Origin of the sequence: Anaerobacillus sp. (genome assembly GCF_046314235.1) — a bacterium.
GTDB lineage: Bacteria > Bacillota > Bacilli > Bacillales > Anaerobacillaceae > Anaerobacillus.
This window is the reverse complement of sequence record NZ_JBKBWN010000015.1, coordinates 1-18,019: the sequence shown is the minus strand read 5'-3', so window position 1 is coordinate 18,019 and position 18,019 is coordinate 1. Positions and strand designations below refer to the sequence as shown.

The following is an 18,019-nucleotide window of genomic DNA, read 5'->3' as shown; positions in this document are numbered from 1 at the left end:
TCGCTGAATCCCCTTTCTCTTCGCTGTAAAACTCTAACGAATTTTAGAGAAATCCAGCGACATATAGTTAGTATTCCAAAATACAGTTTCATACAAAAAAGAAGGTCAAGGGTAAATATGACCTCCTTTTATTAGTATTTATTTTATAGCCTAAGAAATTTCATAATCAATAGTCATACGGCTTTAAAACTAGCATTAAATTACCCGATCGTTTATTCTGATTTTAACCTCCACATAATGCTCTTGAAGTCACCATTCAATCTTGGTATATTAATTCCTACATTCATTAATTCATCGCCATAAAAACTTTTACCTTCACCACAGATCTGATATTTCTTCGTTGGGTCTAGCCCTTTTAAACGAATTTTTCTAAACGGATCATTAGGTTCTGCAAGGACCATGACATATGTTAAGACTGCCTCTGACTGATCTTGCGATACATGTAACCACGCAGTATGGTTATTTGTAAAAGGGCTTGATAGACGATAAAAGTTTCCAAACTGGATAATCGTTCTTATTTTTTTATAGAAATTAATTTGTTCTTTCATCGTTTCTCTCTCATCAAAAGATAATTGTGTAATATCAAGCTCATAACCGAAATTTCCGGACATCGCTACATGGCCACGAACTTCCAGTGAGGTAATTCGATTGACTTGGTGGTTTGGAACAGCTGAAACATGAGCACCCATGGAACTTGTTGGATAAACAAAACTCGTTCCATATTGAATTTTCAAGCGAGAAATCGCATCAGTATTATCACTCGTCCACGTCTGTGGCATGTAATAGAGAATCCCTGGGTCAAATCGACCGCCTCCTCCGGAACAGCTCTCAAATAAAATATGCGGAAATTTTGTCGTAATCGTTTCCATGACACGGTAAAGACCTAGCATATAGCGATGTGCCGTTTCCCTTTGCCGTTCAGCTGGTAAGCTGGCAGAGCCGACCTCTGTCATATGACGGTTCATATCCCATTTAACATAGGTAATTGGTGCATTTTTTAGGATATCAGAAACACGATTAATGATTTCATCGCAAACTTCCTGTCTTGAATAATCCAAGATTAATTGCTGCCTACTCTCAGAACGTCTTCTTTTCGGTACATGAATGCACCAATCCGGGTGTTTGCGATAAAGCTCACTATCCACAGAAACCATTTCAGGCTCAAACCATAATCCAAATTCCATGTCCATGTCACGAATAGATTGAGCTAAAATCTCTAATCCGTTTGGAAGCTTCCTTTTATCGACAAACCAATCACCTAATGAAGTTGTATCATCATCTCTTTTGCCAAACCAGCCATCATCCAAAACGAATAGTTCTATGCCTAACTCTTTGCCATGTCTAGCAATCTCCTTGATTTTCCCTTCGTCAAAGTTAAAATAAGTTGCTTCCCAGTTGTTAATTAAGATTGGACGATTTTTATCTCGGAATTCTCCACGACAAAGACGTGTCTGATACAAGCGATGGAATGTATGAGACATTTCACTTAAACCATTTGCAGAATAAACCATAACTACTTCTGGAGTTTGGAAAGACTGGTCTGGTTCTAGTAACCAAGAAAAGTCAAAAGGATTAATTCCCATTGTCGCACGACTGTAACCAAATTGATCGACCTCAACAGTGCCTAAAAAATTCCCACTATAAACGAAGCTAAAAGCAAATACATCACCATAATCTTCGTTTGTTTCTTTGCTAACTAAAGCCATAAATGGATTGTGTTGATGACTGCTCGCGCCACGCCTGCTTTCAATCGACTGAATCCCCGGTCTTAGCTCAGTTCTTGCGACATGCCTTTCTCTTCCCCAAGCCCCAGGAAGACTAATGAGGTCAAACTCAGAAGCTCTGAAATCAACATTTCCACTAGCTGCCTTTAATAGTATTAGATTTGTCTTCCCTTCATTAACAAAACGCACTGATCGCGTTATCACATCAAACTGATGAAATGCTGTATACGACAAAATCACAGTTAATCCTATGAGGTCATCCTTTAACGTTATTTCCAACGTCTCGGCTTCATCGTCACTTTCCACGTAGGTCGACGGTAACCCCTCTAGGTTTGGTTTTCCATTTATCAGCTTGTGAGAACTATATCTTAAATCAGTTACAGTCGTGCCGTTCTCTAACTGGATTTGAAAAGCTGGATTTCGGTAATCCGTATGCCCAAAGGAAGGATACTCTTGTGGAAGTGTATCCAAAGAAAAGGTTCGATCTTCTGCTACTGGATTTCCAGAGAACGCGCGATCAGCAAATCTTAATTCATTAGAATGACTATACTCGTTTATTTTTTTGCCCCAATAAAGATGCGCTAAGTAGCCGTCCTTGGCCACTTGGAAAATGTAACTTGTGTTATTGGCTTTTAAATGAAATGTACGCGTTGTTTCGCAGAAGCTTATAGACATATTAACCTCCTTGATTTATAAGTGTTTAAAACGATCATATTCGCTGAATGACAAACTCAAATTCCAGATCTGCATTGGGGTTAATAAGGTGCTCGTCATGTACTGGAGCCCCCCAGGTATCGTCCCCACCGACCCCCATTTGTTTACCAGCTATAGTGACAACCGTGTAGTGAATATTTGGTAGTTCGTAATGATGGTTTGCATTTTCCAATTCAAAAGCAGTGTATGGTGAAAAGTTACATTCTAGCGGTTCTTTCACATAAGAGATTTTAATACCTTTTCCGTCCATATTTGTCAGGCTTACTTGACGTATACCAGTGCGATTACCTGACTCCTGCGGCATCACATAATTAGATATATTATCTTTCACGCAATTTTTAAAGTTACCTAGTCTTGCCCCCATTGCTCGGTCTGAGTAATTCTCTTCTGGTCCAAGAGCATACCAATCCAATTGATCATAGTCTGCCGGAACCTTAAAGGCTAACGCAAAAATTGGCATAGGTGGCAGTTCTGTCTTAGCACCGAGATAACTTGACTTAACGTTCATTCTCCCATCAGAGTAAACGGAATAAGCGACCTTCACTTCAATGTCATCATTAAATGAAAATTTATAAGTAAACGTAACCGTTACCAAGCCATCGCCTTCCACCGTATTGACGGCAACACACTTTCTAGCGATGCTTGCTGTGTGCCAGCAACCTGAGTGAAATCCTTGTGAAAATCCTCTATCATTATCGGTAGTAGCTCTCCAAAACAACGGTGCAGGAGGTAGGGAAATCATTTCCTTTCCACCGTAATTGATGGAAATTAAACTACCAATCTGCTTTGAAAATAGGATACTAAAGTCAGAGCCGTGTAAACCAATATTTACATCACCATGGACAAGCCGTAATTTATCTGAATTAGGTGTTGTGGATTGTCTTGATACCGTTCCTTCATTATAAACATATTGCCCAAATGCTACCTCATGTCCCCTTTTAGCCCAAAGCTTATCCTCTTTGAGAAGACATGCAACATGAATACAATATTCTCCAGATTGAACATTAATATTTAGTGGCCAATTAAATGCTATTTCTTTTTCACTCTGTGGGGCGACAGCAACACCAATCTTATTACGATACAATTCCTTCCCTTCAAAAAACAAAATATATTCTAAATCATACTCATTCGTATTAATAAATAGGTTGTCATTTTTGAGCTTTACATTATTTTTAGCAACGGTTAATTTTAGATTTTGATACAAATATTTAACTTCTTGCATCTTTGGTGATAACTCGCGGTTCCCGTAGACAATCCCATTCGTACAAAAATGATAATCTGTAGGGCGATCACCATAGTCACCACCAAAAGCAAGAAATTCCTTACCATACCGATCTTTTTTTATAAGCGATTGATCAATGTAATCCCAAATAAAACCGCCTTGATACATTGGATACTTCTGCTCAAGTTCTATATATTTATACATCCCGCCAACAGAATTACCCATGGCATGCATATACTCGCAGCTAATATAAGGCTTATCAGGGTGATTTTTTAGATAATCTTCAATTTCATGTGGCTTAGCATACATGCGACTTTCCATATCACTCGTCTCATGATAGTTTCGGTCATAGAATACACCTTCATAATGAACAAGGCGACTTGGGTCAGCTTCCTTAAAAAATTTACTTACATTAAGAATGACCTCACCAGCGTAGGATTCATTCCCACAAGACCAAATCAGTATTGATGGATGATTTTTATCGCGCTCTAACATTGAAATTGCTCTATCCATAACAATGTCCTGCCATTCGGGTTTATTACCTGGTACATTCCAAGAAGGTTCTACAGCACCCATCTTTTGCCAAGAGCCATGCGTTTCTAAGTTCATCTCATCAATGACATATACGCCATATTCATCACATAACTCATACCAATAGCTCTGGTTCGGATAGTGGGATGTACGAACAGCGTTAATATTATTTTGTTTCAACGTTCTAATATCCCAAAGCATATCTTCCTTCGTAACAGCACGGCCACGGCGACAGTTAAATTCATGGCGATTTATTCCTTTAAAAACAATGCGCTTACCGTTTAAGTACATTAGTTTATCTTTCAATTCGAATTTTCTAAAGCCTACTTTCTGAGGAATAACCTCTACTAAGCTACCAAATTCGTTATAAATTTGAAGATAAAGCGTATATAAAGTTGGTTTTTCCGCACTCCATAGCTTTGGTCTATTGACAGGGAGAGAAAGTTTCAAACTAACGCTATCGGAAACCTTGGCATCACCACTAGCAACCGATTGTCCATTAGAATCCATCAACTCAGCTACTATCTTAGAATCCTGAGGGACAGGAGAGCAGAACTTGAGATCTGCATTAACTGTCCCGTTATCAAAAGACGAGCTTAGTTCTGTATGAACATGCAAATCATAAACATGAATTTCTGGGACTGTAAAAAGATATACATCTCTAAATATCCCTGAAAATCTCCAAAAGTCCTGATCCTCAAGCCAACTGCCAGTACTTCGTTGGTACACTTCAACTGCGAGCTTATTTTCTCCATCAACCAGATATGGAGTTAATTCGAACTCAGCTGAGGTAAAGCTGTCTTCACTATACCCTACGAATTCACCATTCAACCAAACATAAAAAGCTGATTCTACACCTTGAAAGGAGATATAAACTGGTTTTCCGTTTTTCATATTCTCAGGAACATGAAAATAGTTTATATAACTTCCTACTGGATTGTTATCAGCAGGAATTTCTGGTGGCCTTATATCATTATGACCATCCCATGGATACATTGTATTCACATATTGTGGTTCCCCATGTCCTTGTAACTGAATGTGACCAGGTACTGAAATTTCTCCCCATCCAGCACAATTAAAATCAAGCTCATAAAACTTTATGGGGCGATTTAATGGATTGATAGCATAATTAAATTTCCAATACCCGTTCAAATCATGCCTTAAGGGCATTGGCTCACCTCTTAGTGCTTCCTTCATTGTTTCAAAGTAAATATGATCCGAATGAGCAGGAAGACGGTTTACTGCAAATATAGAAAGATCTGTTAACCAGTTGATACTAGGGATAGTTTTCACGTTTAAAGTACACATCCTTTTTTATTTATAGCTATCTAACCTTTAATAGATCCCATCATTCCAGCAACAAAGTGCTTCTGCATAATAAAGAAGATGAGAGCTGTTGGTAAGGTTGCAATGACAATCGCTGTCATTATCACACCAAAATCAGGTGTATAACTTGAGCCTAGGTTCGAAATAAGCAATGGTATCGTCATTTTATCCGTTGATTGGAGGACAACTAACGGCCATAAATAATTGTTCCAGCTAGCCATAAACGTAATGATTGCTGCTGCTGCATAAGTTGTCTTCATTGTTGGAACGTAAATTCGGAAAAATACACCTATTTCTGTTAATCCGTCAATCCTTCCAGCCTCAAGCAACTCCTTAGGAAACATTTTAGTACTTTGGCGAAAGAAAAAAATTAAAAATGCCGTAGTTAGTGTCGGTAAGACAACGGCTGATAATGTGTTAATACCGATGAAGGGAAGTACTTGCGAAATTCCAGCAAACATGCGAAACAGCGGTACCATTAAGGCTGCAAAAGGGATCATCATCGATAATAGTAATATATTAAATACAACATCCTTCGCCTTGCTTCGATATATTTCAAATCCGTAACCTGCTAATGAGGCTATGAGAAGCGAAAGAACTGTCGTAGAAATTGATACCTTTGCAGAATTAATTAAGGATGGCATGAGGTTCACGGTTTCTATTAAGTTTTGAAAGTTTTCAATGAGATGTGTCCCTGGTAATAATCTACCTTTTGTGACATCCACCGATTTGTTCGTGGCACTAGCGATCATCCACAAGAATGGAAAAATTGAGATGATGGCAGCTCCCGTTAGAAATAGATAGATAAATATTCTTTTAAGTTTAGCCATTTTTTTCACCCGCTACTTTAAACTGAATGATAGAAAAGAAGACGATCATAACAACAATAACGTACGAAACAGTTGCCGCGTAACCAAAGTCCGGCGTATATTTGAAAGAAATATTATAGATGTATTGTGAAATCGTCATTGTGGCATTTCCAGGTCCACCACCTGTAATATTCATAACCTCGTCAAATAATTGGAGTGTACCAATGGTAGAAGTTATCGAAGTAAACAAGATAATCGGTTTTAGCATCGGAACAGTAATCTTAAAGAACTGTTGAAAAGCATTTGCCCCATCAATTCTTGCTGCTTCATAGATAGAGTTATCAATGTTTTGAAGTGCTGATAAATAGAAAATCATGTTGTAACCTGTCCAACGCCATGTAATTGCAATAATAATGGTTATTTTCGCCCAGAATGGGTCTGTTATCCACTGAATCGGTTGGCTAATAATAGCTAGATTCATTAACAGCATATTAATGATCCCATCTGTACCAAACAAATATTTAAAAATGACTGAATAGGCAACTAAAGAGGTTACACACGGTAAAAAAATCGCAGTTCGATAAAAACCTTTAAATTTTAATTTTTTATCATTTAATAAAACAGAGAATACTAATGCAAGAATAATCATTAAGGGTACTTGGACTAATAGATAAATCACTGTATTTTTTACAGCTGCATGGAAAGTAGGATCTCCAAATAACCGTCGATAATTATCGAGTCCAGCATAAGTTAAATTCGTCCCTTTTCCCGATTGAAAAGACAACAATAAAGCCTGAAACATTGGATAGAAATAAAATATACTAATTAATAAAAAAGATAAGCCAATAAAGACCCAGCCAACGATTGCATTCTTCGTTCGATTACTAAATCTTGATTTCTTTTGCTTTAAGGGGAAATTCGGTTTTGGTGGGTGGATACCCGGATCACTCTTAGTAGTTGCTACTATCATGTGAAGTCACTCCTTACCATTCTGTAAAAGCAAAGAGCCCCGATACAACTCGCCTGACTTATAGGACCGCTCCTATGTTGCGAATGGCCAAAGCCAACGAGTTACCGAGGCTCAATTCTCATTATTTTATTTAATTTGTGCTTCTGCTTGTTGTTGAGCCTCTTTAAGAACAGTATCAATATCCGTTCCGTTCAGATATTTTTGCATTGCAACAACTAGGATATCCTCAATGACATATGTGTGTGCGCCATAGTTAACTTGTGGAATTTCTTCGGACCATTTAGAGAAATCAGCAAGGATTTGTTGTCCACCAAAGTATTCATCTTCCACTTTATAGGCGTCTCCCTCTACTGCTGGATTGTACGTTCCCATAGCCCCAATTTCAGTTATGAAACTTTGATATAACTCAACATTTGATCCGAAGGTTTTCCCTAAGAAATCAGCAGCTTGGTCTTTCCCATCAATATTTAGCACATACCATGAGCTTCCCCCTAGGTTAGAAGCGTTTACTGAGTTTGACATTCCAGGAAGCTTAGGTTGACCAACAACTGCCCACTTTCCTGCTTGAGAGGCTTCTGCTTTTACTGAGGCAGTGATCCAGTTACCAGTAACTACTGATGCAACATCTCCGCTATTAAAGCCAGCTAAAAATTGACTCCAGTCAGAAATTGGTTTGATTATATCTGCTTCAATCATTTGTTTGTATAAAGAAAAGGACTCTTTTAGTGCTTCATTTCCTTCTAAATCAGGTGTAATTCCATCACTTTTCACATACCATGAACCACTAGATTGAATCATCATTCGAATAAGACCTAGATCGTTGGGGTCAAGTGTAAGCATTTGCTTTCCTGTGGCTTCTTTGACTTTTTTTCCGATTTCAATGTATTGATTCCAATCGATATTCTTAATATCTTCTAATGTATATCCTGCTTGCTCTAAATAATCTGTTCGTATATACAATCCTGTAACCCCAGTGTCAAATGGCAATCCGTAATTTTCGCCATCAAAACTTGTTGGTGCCATTTTGTATTGTGCGAAATCACTCGCGTTAAAGGAACCCGTTAGTTTGTGAAATGCATCTGGATATGCTTGAAGAAAGCTTTGGGCACGGTAATCTTCAATTAAAACAATATTAGGTAGTCCTGATTTCGTTCCAGAGCTTAAACTTGTGTTTAATTTTTGAATAATATCATCCTGAGCATATTCGATGATTTCAATTTCTAAATCTTCATTAATAGAAGCATAAGCATCTTTTGCCAAGTTCATTGCTTTAATGTTGAAATTGGGGTCCCAAGTCCAGACTGTAATTTTTTCTACATTATCTCCAGAAACTGATTTGTTAGAACCTGATGAGCATCCCACAACTAAAATCATGAAACTCACTAAAAACACTAATCCAATAACAATTTTCTTCATTTTACTTGCCCCCTGTATTATATTTTGTAAGCGCTTTCTCTTACCTGATTTAATGTTAGCACCTACCTAATTGTTATTGTTAGGACGATTTCTACGCAGTTTTGGGTTATTTTTATATTTTGAATTTTCGGTTTTTATAAAATAAGATTATTTTGAGATTCTTTTAAATTTTTTATCTTTTTATTCACTGGAAAGGAAATTCTGACCTTCGTTCCTTCACCTAATTTACTCGAAATTGTTACTCCATATGGCTCACCATATATTAATTGAATTCTATCGTTGACATTTTTTACACCAATTCCACTAAATAGTTGCTGGTTCCGCTTCGTATTTGGTAATTTATGTTCTCTTGAAATTTCCATTCCATCGCCGTTATCTACTATCTCACAAATTAACGTTTCGCCCTCTTGCCAGACAAGAACATTAATGTACCCCTCTGCCTTCTGATTAAACGCATGAAAAAAGGAATTTTCAATAAACGGTTGCAGGACTAGTTTTGGAATTTGATAGTCAACACATTTAGGATCTACGAAGTAATTAACCTTAATTCGATTTCCATATCTTTTTTGATTTATAAAGACGTAGTTTTTTAGGTTTTCTAATTCTTGATTTACTGATACTGTTTCATCCACATTACCAATCGTGTTTTGTAAAAGTGAAATAAGTGCATTTATCGTATTGTCTGCATCCTCTTTATTGACTTGTTGTACCATAAATTTTATCGAAGTAAGTGTATTATATAAAAAATGGGGGTTAATCTGTTGTTGAAGTGCAGCAAGGTCTGCTTCCTGTTTCTGCTTTTGAGATAGGACAAGTTGATCTACATATTCGTGAAGCTCATCAAGCATAGCATTGAAGGCATTTCCGATTTGTCTCGTTTCATACATACCTGACACTGTAACGTATTCATGAAACTGTTTTTTTGGTGCATTTTCAATTTGTTTAACTAATCTAGATAATGAATTTGTCATTTTACGCGAAATGAAAAATACGATAATTAACGCTACTACAACAATCGACATACTAATAAGGGCAATCGCCTTCTTGTCTACAAAGTTTCCAATAGCCGTCTTTCTATCAATTAAGTTTATTAAGTACATATCATACGTAGGAAGATATTCAGACAAAACAATATGGTTCTTACCCATTAAATTGGCCTTAATATGGGTTTCTGACCCCTCAGCTAACTTTATTGCAAAACCAAGCAGATCCTCTGCTTTTTCACCAATCTGCTTGGTATGATTACTAGATACGATAATGCCAGAACGATTAAGAACAAAAATATCATTACCTGGACTTGTAAAACTATTGTAGAACTTTCTCAGTTCACTTTCGTTATATGAAAAATACATTGTACCGTAAATGCTTCCCGAAGATCGCTCAATAAAGGCTCTAGAGGCAATTATTTTGCTGTTTTCGCGCTCATCTGATGATTGGTAGAAATGGTATTTCAACCAATATGGCTCATTAATCGTGCTCAACGTAATTGAATGTTCTTCTAATTCCTTAGCTGAAATAGACCAATAAGATGAATCCGTGGCAAAACCAATGCCATTACTACCAGAAACCATAATTCCAACCTCATATGTATTGAAATTTGATTTTACCCGATTGATTTGTAGTCTCATATCATAATACGCATTCATTAACTGAAAATTTGTTAGTATTTCATCTGATAGAAGTTGCTTCATTGTCCCACTTTGCAAAAGATTGTTAGAAGCGATGACTACAGAATAATTAAAAGACTCGAAATTATCCTTTATTTGATTTAGTACTTTTGCATTCGTTATGCTAAACGTTTCAATAAAGAAATCCTCGGACATTCGAATCGTCGTCCACGTAATTGTGATTGTAACGCTAATAATGCTAAAAACCGTTATTAAAAACATAATAATAAACATTCTACTTCTTTTTAAACGCCATATTATTTTTCTCATATCAAACATCTCATCTCTATTTCAATAGTTGTTTCCTTCGGTATTGGCTAGGTGACATACCCATTTTCTTCTTAAAAACCCTGCAAAAATAACTATGATCCGAATAGCCCACCAAGCTGCCGATTTCCGAGATAGCAGCTGAATTGTTAGTTAACAGCTTTGTCGCTTCCTTTATCCGAATATTATTTAAGTGTTCAATGAAGCCTTCTTTATTGTGTGTAGCAAAATAGTTTGAGAGATATGATGGATTAAAATGAAAATGTTGTGCAACATCAGTAAGAGTAATTGGCTCTGCATAATGATCTGCAATATAAAGCAATAGCTTCTTCATATTTGGATTCCCAGTCTGACTTCTACTATCTGCAATTTGCTTTCTCGCATCTAAAAGAAACTTGTTCCATTCTTGCAGAACAACTTCAGCCGCCTCTGCCTCATCTATCGCTTTAAAAGATGTGTATTTAGCTTTATCCAAATCCCCAATATCATAGTTCATATTACTAAGAAGAATGGTAATATTAAAAATAATGTTATTAAAAAACGCTTTAAATTCGTAAACATCTGTCGTAAAACAGATGGAAAAAGACGAGATAAATTCTTCTAGATAAGTAAAGGCAGAGTCGAACTGCTCTCTCTTGAATTCATTTGTAAACCACTCCAAGTTAAAACTCTCAACCTTTGGCAATGGATTCGGTAGTTCCTCCTGAAGTAGCAGTTGCTGCTCCGGAAAGTAAAATTTATAACGCAACAATTTCATTAGGTCATCTTTATAAATCGTAGATAAATCTTTCATCCTAGTAAACTTCTTTGTCATTGTAAGTGAGAGACCTTGATCAGATGCCGCTAATTTTTTTATAAAAGAAAATAGATTAGCGCTTTCACTTTTGTCAAAATTGATCACGAACACCAGGAGGTATTCCTCTGGTCTAAAGGAGTAGTATTGAGTTTTGCTAAGGTTGAGACTTAATGCTTTTTCTATCGCCTTTTGCTTATTAGCAATGAGATTAGCCTCTTCATTACATCGATTGTTTTTTAAACTTACACCTAATAAACAATAATAATCATGTGGAAAAGCTCGTGATAGGAGTTGCGACTCAAGTTGAACTTCGTAACCAGATATTAATTTGCTGATCACTTGCTCTATCGATAAATTGTTTTCGAAATTGTTAGCACCATTTTTTTGAGTTAGTAATTGAAAGTTTGGTATTCTGCTGACAGCTTTTTTTAACGCTTCTAAAAGTATTTTCCCATTAAGTTTTGGCTTTAAAATATAATCAACAACCCCACTTTGGAAAGTAGACCTGACGTAGTCAAACTCTCCAAAACTACTAAGAATAATAACCTCCGTATGAGAGTAATTCTCCTTAATTGATCTCGTCAATTCTTCCCCATCCATAATAGGCATTACGATATCCGTGATAACAATATGTGGAGCAGTAGTTGAAATAAGTTCGAGGGCTTCTCTTCCATTTGAAGCCTCACCAACTATACGAAAGCCTTCCTGCTCCCAATTTATATAATGCTTAATTCCTTGTCTAATCAATAGTTCATCGTCGACAATCACCACTCTACAATATTGCTCGTTTATCACTGTACTCACTCCTTTATATGAAGCGTTTTATATTTAGTATTATATCTTTTTCTAGATGAGTGTTGTACATTTTTTGGAAGTATAATGAAACAAAGGAAAAAGCCCTAATGCCGAAACTTTATTCACCTCTTTCAACACAATTGGTCGAATTCACTTTTCATGTTTCTCATGAAATTTCGTTATACTGAAACTATTTTTAAACAAAGACTGTCCCATCAACCTATAGTTCAATTTGGGGTTGATGGGACAGTCTTTTGTCTTACTAGTCAATTTCTACGAGAGTATTATTCAATTGATAATTCTTAATAAAATGAATAATTCCGTCATCATCGTTTGATAATGTGATGAAATTAGCCACCACCTTTAATGAGGGAATTGCATTAGCCATTGCCACGCCAATGCCAACATTCTTTATCATTTCAAAATCATTTGTTCCATCTCCAAATGCGATTACATCCGTTGGATTTATCTCTAGTTGCTTCAGTACAACTTGAAGACTATGCCATTTTGTGACTGATTTCTTTGTAATTTCAAAGTTATTTTCCCATATAGCTAATTCAAAATCACGAGACAATTCATTCAACGTACGTTCAAGCTTTTTCTGATTTTTTATATATACAGAAATTTTTAGAATTGTGGCAGACGCTTCTGGAATACAACCTAATTTCTCAATTGGATATTCGTCTTCTACTTTCAAACCAGAGATATTTTTCATCTGAAAATTAGCATGGGATGTATGGTAAAGTAACAGTTCCGCTTCATTACATACCGTTTTATGGGCATGATCAACCTCATAATTTCGTAGTGGTACATGATAAATGACTCGATCTTGATGACAGTCATAAACTAGTGCACCATTTAAACAAATAATTGGTGTATCTAGTGCTAGCTCCTTATGAAATTTGGTAGTCATATTCAACGGTCGTCCCGTTGCCAGAATAATTCTCGTTCCTTGTTGTTTCTGTTCTAGTAAAAATCTCTTTGTCTGAGCTGATATTTTACTATCATTGTTAAGTAGGGTTCCGTCTAAGTCAAGGACAATTGCTTTTAATCTACTCATATGTTCCTCCTAGTTATAATAATCACTTATTCTGTGATCATAACAACTAGCTATAAATCTACTATTAAACAAACGCTAAAATAATGTAAATGATTGTAAATATCAATTAGTTTTTAATTCATTTGTGTTTATGTTTTTTACATTTGATTCTAACTTGAACATCTTTTTCCTAATATATCCTTAAGACCAGCTCGTTTTACCAACTCTATAACCTTTACAAATAATGCCCATTTTTAAAAAAGTTTACCTTTTCTCTACACTGTAACCACACACACTTAATAATTGCTAGATAGAATAACATTTGTAAATAAAATTGAATGAATTGGGAGGGAATACATATAGATTTCTTTTCTATTAATTTTCAGTAATCAAAACGGAAAAACAAAAATGAGAGGGGAATTATAAATGAAAAAATTTCTTATTATTTCACTAGCCACCTTTTTTATGTTCCTAGCAGGATGTAGCACATCTAACGAGTCTTCGACAAATACGTCAACTGAAGCGAAAAGTAATACTTCTACTGAAACAAAAAGCAAAGCAACTGAGGAACCTGCTAAACCAACCGGTCCAATATCGATCGTTTGGTATCCCAATGAATCTGGCTCTGATTTAGCCGAGGCCAGAGACGCCCTTGCTGAAATTATTAAAGGGGCAACTGGTTTAGAGGTGGAACATCGTACGACAACTGATTACAATATTGCGATAGAAACAATCGCTAATGGAAATGCCGATTTAGCATTCATGGGAGCAGTTGGATATATTGAAGCAAACAAGAAGAATAGTGCAGTTGTTCCAATCGTTGTACCAAGTGGGCAGTCAGGTACACTCGATGATGCTTTATACAATGCTTGGATTGGTGTTAAAAGAGAAAATGCAGATCTATACAAGTCTGGTTCTGAATTTACAATAGAAAACATTCAAGGGAAAAGATTTTCTTTCGTATCAACAAGTTCAGCTTCTGGCTTTGTTGTTCCAGCTAGTACAATTACAGGTTATTTTAATCAAAAAGATGAGTGGAAAAACCTCTCATCAGAAGACTTATTAGAAGGTGGTAGTAACAAGCTTTTCAGTGAGGTAGCTTACGGAAATTCACATCAAGGTACATTAGTTAACCTCCTATTAGATCGCTCAGATGTGGCAGCATTTTGTGATGCTTGTATAGACAACTATATTGAATTAATTGAGGGTGAAGAGAACGTTCGTGGAGCTGTATATCGTGTAAGAGATGATGCAGATGAGCCTTTAAACGGGTTCCCTGGTGAAGAGTTTACGATTATCTCAGTTACACCAGTATTAAATGCACCGTTTGTTGCAAACACAAATAATCTAAGTGCTGAAATGATTGAGAAAATCATCGTAGCCTTTACTTCTGATGAAGTAGCAAACAACCCATCAGTGTTTGTTCCAGGAGACTCTGAATTCAAAGGTTTATTTAGTAAAAGAGCCGATGAGCGTTTCGTTCGTGTTGAAGACAGTTGGTTTAACCCTCTTAGAGAACTACAATAAATTTGTATAAAGGAGTTAACTATGCATACGTTATTGGATTTAAAAAATGTCTCAAAGCGATATAGCCAAGATACATTAGCGTTATCCAATGTTAACTTCTCTGTAAATGAAGGAGAGTTCGTTTCCATTATTGGCCCATCTGGCGCTGGAAAATCTACTCTCCTTCGCTGTATTAATCGGATGATTGATGCAACTGGCGGAGAAATTATTTTTGATAACGAAGATATTTTAAATTATAAAAAGCGTAACTTAAGACAGTTACGCACAAAGATTGGTATGATCTTTCAACATTACAACCTAGTTAACCGCTTAAGCGTTATTGAAAATGTTTTACACGGTAGACTTGGGCACAAATCAACGTTAGCTGGAGTATTAGGGTTATATAATGAAGCAGAAAAAAGACAGGCTATTCAGCTATTAGGAATGCTTGGGTTAGAGGAACAAGTGTATAAACGTTGTGACCAATTAAGTGGTGGTCAAAAACAGCGTGTTGGTATTGCAAGAGCATTAATTCAAAACCCGAAATTATTATTGTGTGACGAACCGATTGCTTCTTTAGATCCTAATGCCTCCAAAATTATTATGGATTATCTACAATCTGTTTCGAAAACAATGGGTATTACTGTAATCGTTAATCTACACCAAGTAGATGTTGCGTTAAGCTATTCAGATCGAATAATCGGTGTAAGTAAAGGTGAAATTGTATATAACGGTTCTCCCAAAGAAATTACAACTACTCAGATTAACAATATTTATGGTTCAGAAGCAGGAGACCTCATGCTAGATCTAGGAGGAAGAAATGCAGGATAAATACTTTGTAAAAAAAAGGATCAAATCTTCCGTTATCTTTTTTATCATTTTTCTAGTAACGTACGGCGCGATGATTATTACTGAATTTAGCCTCCTTAAAGGGCTTGCTTCTATTCCAAAAGCATTTGAGTGGGGAATAACAAACTTTTATCCAAATACAAAGTCTCTCGAACGATTGCCGAATATCTTAGATAAACTTTTTGAAACGATCCTCGTATCGATTGGTGCTACTACAGTAGCAGCTATTTTTGCTCTTGCCTTTGCCATCATGGGTTCAACAACGACTAGAGTAAATCGATTTTTAAGTGGAATGGCAAGGGGGTTTGCAACTCTATTTCGGAATATTGATATTGCCGTTTGGTCAATGATTTTACTCTTTACATTTGGTCAAAGCGCACTTACTGGTTTCTTTGCTTTATTTTTCGTTTCATTCGGATTTTTAACACGTGCATTTATTGAAGTTATTGATGAGGCTAGTAGCAGTTCTGTTGAAGCATTACAAGCAACTGGAGCGCCTTACCTCTCAACGATCTTTCAATCTGTCATCCCATCTAGTATTCCAATGCTGATTAGCTGGGTTCTATTTGTTGCAGAGACCAATATTAGAAGTGCTACTTTAATCGGAATTTTAACAGGGACGGGAATTGGCTTTGCGTTTGATTTGTACTATAAAAGTATGAATTACAATGCAGCTAGCTTAGTTGTAATCGTCATAGTATTAACAATCTTATTAATTGAGTATATTTCAAACTATGTAAGAAGGGTGATTTTGTAGTGGGACTTGAAAACTTCACCAAGACACAACCTGCCCAAAGTATATTAATAGATCAATATTTATCAAAAACAATAAAAGTTAAAAAGCTTACGAAAGCCACCTTCGTCATTCGTGCAACACTTCTGTCTCTGCTTTTAATAACGATTTATGGGTTTTACTTTTATGATTACAAAGGTATTAATATTATAGAGGCAATAACAGCAACAGTTCTAAACTTTAAGACTATGTTTACAGAGCCTCATTTTAATCATTTTACATTTAGTGAAGCAATTTACGCCTCGACCGTAACATTGAGTCTTGCAGTTTTAACTACATTGTTTGGGGCGATGATTGCTTTATTCTTAGGTTTACTAGCAGCGCAAAACTTATCAACTCCGAGAGTATCCGCCGCAGTTAAAAGTGTTGTTGCCGTTGTCAGAGCTGTTCCAACTGTTCTATGGGTTTTAATTTTTGCAATTGCTGCAGGACTTGGAAGTGTTGCAGCTGTCGTTGGGATGACCTTTCATTCCGTTAGTTACTTGGTTAAAGTCTATTCAGAATCATTTGAAGAGCTAGACGAAGGTGTTATCGAAGCCTTAAAAGCTAGTGGTGCAAGCTGGTGGCAGATCGTCTTTCAAGCTGTCATACCATCGACTATGAGCTACTTAATTTCTTGGACATTTCTCCGGTTTGAAATTAACTTTGGAGTAGCTATAGCAATGGGAGCGGCAGCCGCTGCCGGTGGTATTGGTTTTGAATTATTTATGGCTAGCGCATTTTATTATGATATAAGAGAACTTGGTACAATTACTTACTTCGTATTATTTATTGCAATTATGCTTGAATTACTAGCGACAAAAATTAAATCGAAGTTAAGAACTGTCCAATAGTAACATAGTTTTTAGATTTAGAGATTTTAGATGACTTTATAAAACAAAGAAATCTACGTACCGCCCATACACAATAGGCAATCAAACATATAATGTTTTTGATTATTGATTTTGGGAGGTTTGGAAATGTATTACGGATATGATACGCAACGTGAGCAAGTTAATAATTTTAATACACAGTATCAAACAAACGTGGACCCATTTGTAATTCAGACGTTACAAACAGTCATTGGAAAGCAACTTGTCGTTGAAACGACAAAAGACACCATTCGTGGAGTTTTAAAGGATGTAAAACCAGATCATGTCATGCTGCTGGCTGGCAACTTCCCGTTTTTTGTTCGCATTCAACAAATTGTATCAATTATGCCAATTGACTAGTAGAGAATTGAATTGCTGATTCACAATAGTTCCTAGAAAGAATTCAATTGTACAAAACAAAGAGATGCTCCTTCCGTTTTAATAGAAGCTGCATCTCTTTTGCTATGCCCACATTTTGCAAGTTACTTATATAAACGTTGGAAATATTTAAAATCTTATTGTAGCAATTTTTTTCTACTAATAAATAGTAGTATAAGCCCTATCAGTAGTAGTAATGTTCCGACCATTAAACTATTGTATGTTGTTGTAGCGGTATCAGGAAGTTTTTCTTTTGAATCAGGTTTTGTTTCATCTCCATCACCTGGTACTGCTGTTTCGTCTCCATCACCTGGTACTGCTGTTTCGTCTCCATCACCTGGTACTGCTGTTTCGTCTCCATCACCT

General features: G+C 36.2%; 14 protein-coding genes. 5 read left to right on the top strand and 9 right to left on the bottom strand.

What is annotated here, in order from left to right; genetic code table 11:
• Positions 1 to 212: 212 nt before the first annotated feature.
• The 8 genes from ACK4M9_RS17770 to ACK4M9_RS17735 all read right to left on the bottom strand — a co-directional run bounded on the left by ACK4M9_RS17770 (position 213) and on the right by ACK4M9_RS17735 (position 13,297).
• Positions 213 to 2,399 (bottom strand): alpha-galactosidase, encoded by a 2,187-nt coding sequence (locus ACK4M9_RS17770; protein ID WP_409853512.1) that lies wholly within the window; start codon positions 2,397 to 2,399, stop codon positions 213 to 215.
• A gap of 34 nt (positions 2,400 to 2,433) precedes the next feature.
• Positions 2,434 to 5,499 carry a beta-galactosidase, LacZ type gene (lacZ, locus tag ACK4M9_RS17765; RefSeq protein ID WP_409853509.1) on the bottom strand — a complete coding sequence of 1,022 codons (3,066 nt, stop codon included), beginning with the start codon at positions 5,497 to 5,499 and terminating at the stop codon, positions 2,434 to 2,436.
• A 20-nt stretch (positions 5,500 to 5,519) separates the two neighbouring features.
• Complete coding sequence (locus ACK4M9_RS17760; RefSeq protein ID WP_409853507.1) at positions 5,520 to 6,347, bottom strand: carbohydrate ABC transporter permease; 828 nt, start codon at positions 6,345 to 6,347, stop codon at positions 5,520 to 5,522.
• Positions 6,340 to 7,296 carry a carbohydrate ABC transporter permease gene (locus ACK4M9_RS17755; protein WP_409853505.1) on the bottom strand — a complete coding sequence of 319 codons (957 nt, stop codon included), beginning with the start codon at positions 7,294 to 7,296 and terminating at the stop codon, positions 6,340 to 6,342. The genes ACK4M9_RS17760 and ACK4M9_RS17755 overlap by 8 nt, the downstream gene beginning before the upstream one ends.
• A gap of 126 nt (positions 7,297 to 7,422) precedes the next feature.
• Positions 7,423 to 8,712, bottom strand: a complete 1,290-nt coding sequence (locus tag ACK4M9_RS17750; protein ID WP_409853503.1) for an ABC transporter substrate-binding protein — start codon at positions 8,710 to 8,712, stop codon at positions 7,423 to 7,425.
• A gap of 134 nt (positions 8,713 to 8,846) precedes the next feature.
• On the bottom strand, positions 8,847 to 10,649 hold the full coding sequence (locus tag ACK4M9_RS17745) for a sensor histidine kinase (RefSeq protein ID WP_409853500.1): 1,803 nt from the start codon (positions 10,647 to 10,649) through the stop codon (positions 8,847 to 8,849).
• A 16-nt stretch (positions 10,650 to 10,665) separates the two neighbouring features.
• Entirely contained in the window at positions 10,666 to 12,237 is a 1,572-nt protein-coding gene (locus ACK4M9_RS17740; protein ID WP_409853497.1) for a response regulator transcription factor, read from the bottom strand.
• A 262-nt stretch (positions 12,238 to 12,499) separates the two neighbouring features.
• Positions 12,500 to 13,297, bottom strand: coding sequence for a Cof-type HAD-IIB family hydrolase (locus ACK4M9_RS17735; RefSeq protein ID WP_409853494.1), 798 nt, complete (start codon positions 13,295 to 13,297; stop codon positions 12,500 to 12,502).
• A gap of 405 nt (positions 13,298 to 13,702) precedes the next feature.
• Here ACK4M9_RS17735 and ACK4M9_RS17730 point away from each other — a divergent pair, with 405 nt between their 5' ends.
• From ACK4M9_RS17730 to ACK4M9_RS17710, 5 genes are all read left to right on the top strand, one after another.
• Positions 13,703 to 14,803: a PhnD/SsuA/transferrin family substrate-binding protein gene (locus tag ACK4M9_RS17730; RefSeq protein WP_409853492.1), complete on the top strand. Its 1,101-nt coding sequence runs from the start codon at positions 13,703 to 13,705 to the stop codon at positions 14,801 to 14,803.
• 21 nt (positions 14,804 to 14,824) lie between these two features.
• Positions 14,825 to 15,613, top strand: a complete 789-nt coding sequence (gene phnC, locus ACK4M9_RS17725; protein ID WP_409853489.1) for a phosphonate ABC transporter ATP-binding protein — start codon at positions 14,825 to 14,827, stop codon at positions 15,611 to 15,613.
• Positions 15,603 to 16,388: a PhnE/PtxC family ABC transporter permease gene (locus ACK4M9_RS17720; protein ID WP_409853486.1), complete on the top strand. Its 786-nt coding sequence runs from the start codon at positions 15,603 to 15,605 to the stop codon at positions 16,386 to 16,388. The genes phnC and ACK4M9_RS17720 overlap by 11 nt, the downstream gene beginning before the upstream one ends.
• Positions 16,389 to 16,435: 47 nt before the next feature.
• Complete coding sequence (locus ACK4M9_RS17715; protein ID WP_409853663.1) at positions 16,436 to 17,257, top strand: PhnE/PtxC family ABC transporter permease; 822 nt, start codon at positions 16,436 to 16,438, stop codon at positions 17,255 to 17,257.
• Positions 17,258 to 17,383: 126 nt separating this feature from the next.
• The gene (locus ACK4M9_RS17710) at positions 17,384 to 17,635 is read left to right on the top strand and encodes a YuzF family protein (protein ID WP_409853484.1); all 252 of its coding nucleotides are present in this window, start codon (positions 17,384 to 17,386) and stop codon (positions 17,633 to 17,635) included.
• Positions 17,636 to 17,790: 155 nt separating this feature from the next.
• Here ACK4M9_RS17710 and ACK4M9_RS17705 read toward each other — a convergent pair.
• The coding region (locus ACK4M9_RS17705) for an LPXTG cell wall anchor domain-containing protein (protein ID WP_409853481.1) at positions 17,791 to 18,019 on the bottom strand (229 nt) is incomplete at its 5' end.

What these genes read in the sequence shown, in the direction of transcription:
- ACK4M9_RS17770 (WP_409853512.1), bottom strand. Translation starts at nt 2,399, where the DNA reads ATGTCTATAAGCTTCTGCGAAACAACGCGTACATTTCATTTAAAAGCC.
- lacZ (WP_409853509.1), bottom strand. Translation starts at nt 5,499, where the DNA reads ATGTGTACTTTAAACGTGAAAACTATCCCTAGTATCAACTGGTTAACA.
- ACK4M9_RS17760 (WP_409853507.1), bottom strand. Translation starts at nt 6,347, where the DNA reads ATGGCTAAACTTAAAAGAATATTTATCTATCTATTTCTAACGGGAGCT.
- ACK4M9_RS17755 (WP_409853505.1), bottom strand. Translation starts at nt 7,296, where the DNA reads ATGATAGTAGCAACTACTAAGAGTGATCCGGGTATCCACCCACCAAAA.
- ACK4M9_RS17750 (WP_409853503.1), bottom strand. Translation starts at nt 8,712, where the DNA reads ATGAAGAAAATTGTTATTGGATTAGTGTTTTTAGTGAGTTTCATGATT.
- ACK4M9_RS17745 (WP_409853500.1), bottom strand. Translation starts at nt 10,649, where the DNA reads ATGAGAAAAATAATATGGCGTTTAAAAAGAAGTAGAATGTTTATTATT.
- ACK4M9_RS17735 (WP_409853494.1), bottom strand. Translation starts at nt 13,297, where the DNA reads ATGAGTAGATTAAAAGCAATTGTCCTTGACTTAGACGGAACCCTACTT.
- ACK4M9_RS17730 (WP_409853492.1), top strand. Translation starts at nt 13,703, where the DNA reads ATGAAAAAATTTCTTATTATTTCACTAGCCACCTTTTTTATGTTCCTA.
- phnC (WP_409853489.1), top strand. Translation starts at nt 14,825, where the DNA reads ATGCATACGTTATTGGATTTAAAAAATGTCTCAAAGCGATATAGCCAA.
- ACK4M9_RS17720 (WP_409853486.1), top strand. Translation starts at nt 15,603, where the DNA reads ATGCAGGATAAATACTTTGTAAAAAAAAGGATCAAATCTTCCGTTATC.
- ACK4M9_RS17710 (WP_409853484.1), top strand. Translation starts at nt 17,384, where the DNA reads ATGTATTACGGATATGATACGCAACGTGAGCAAGTTAATAATTTTAAT.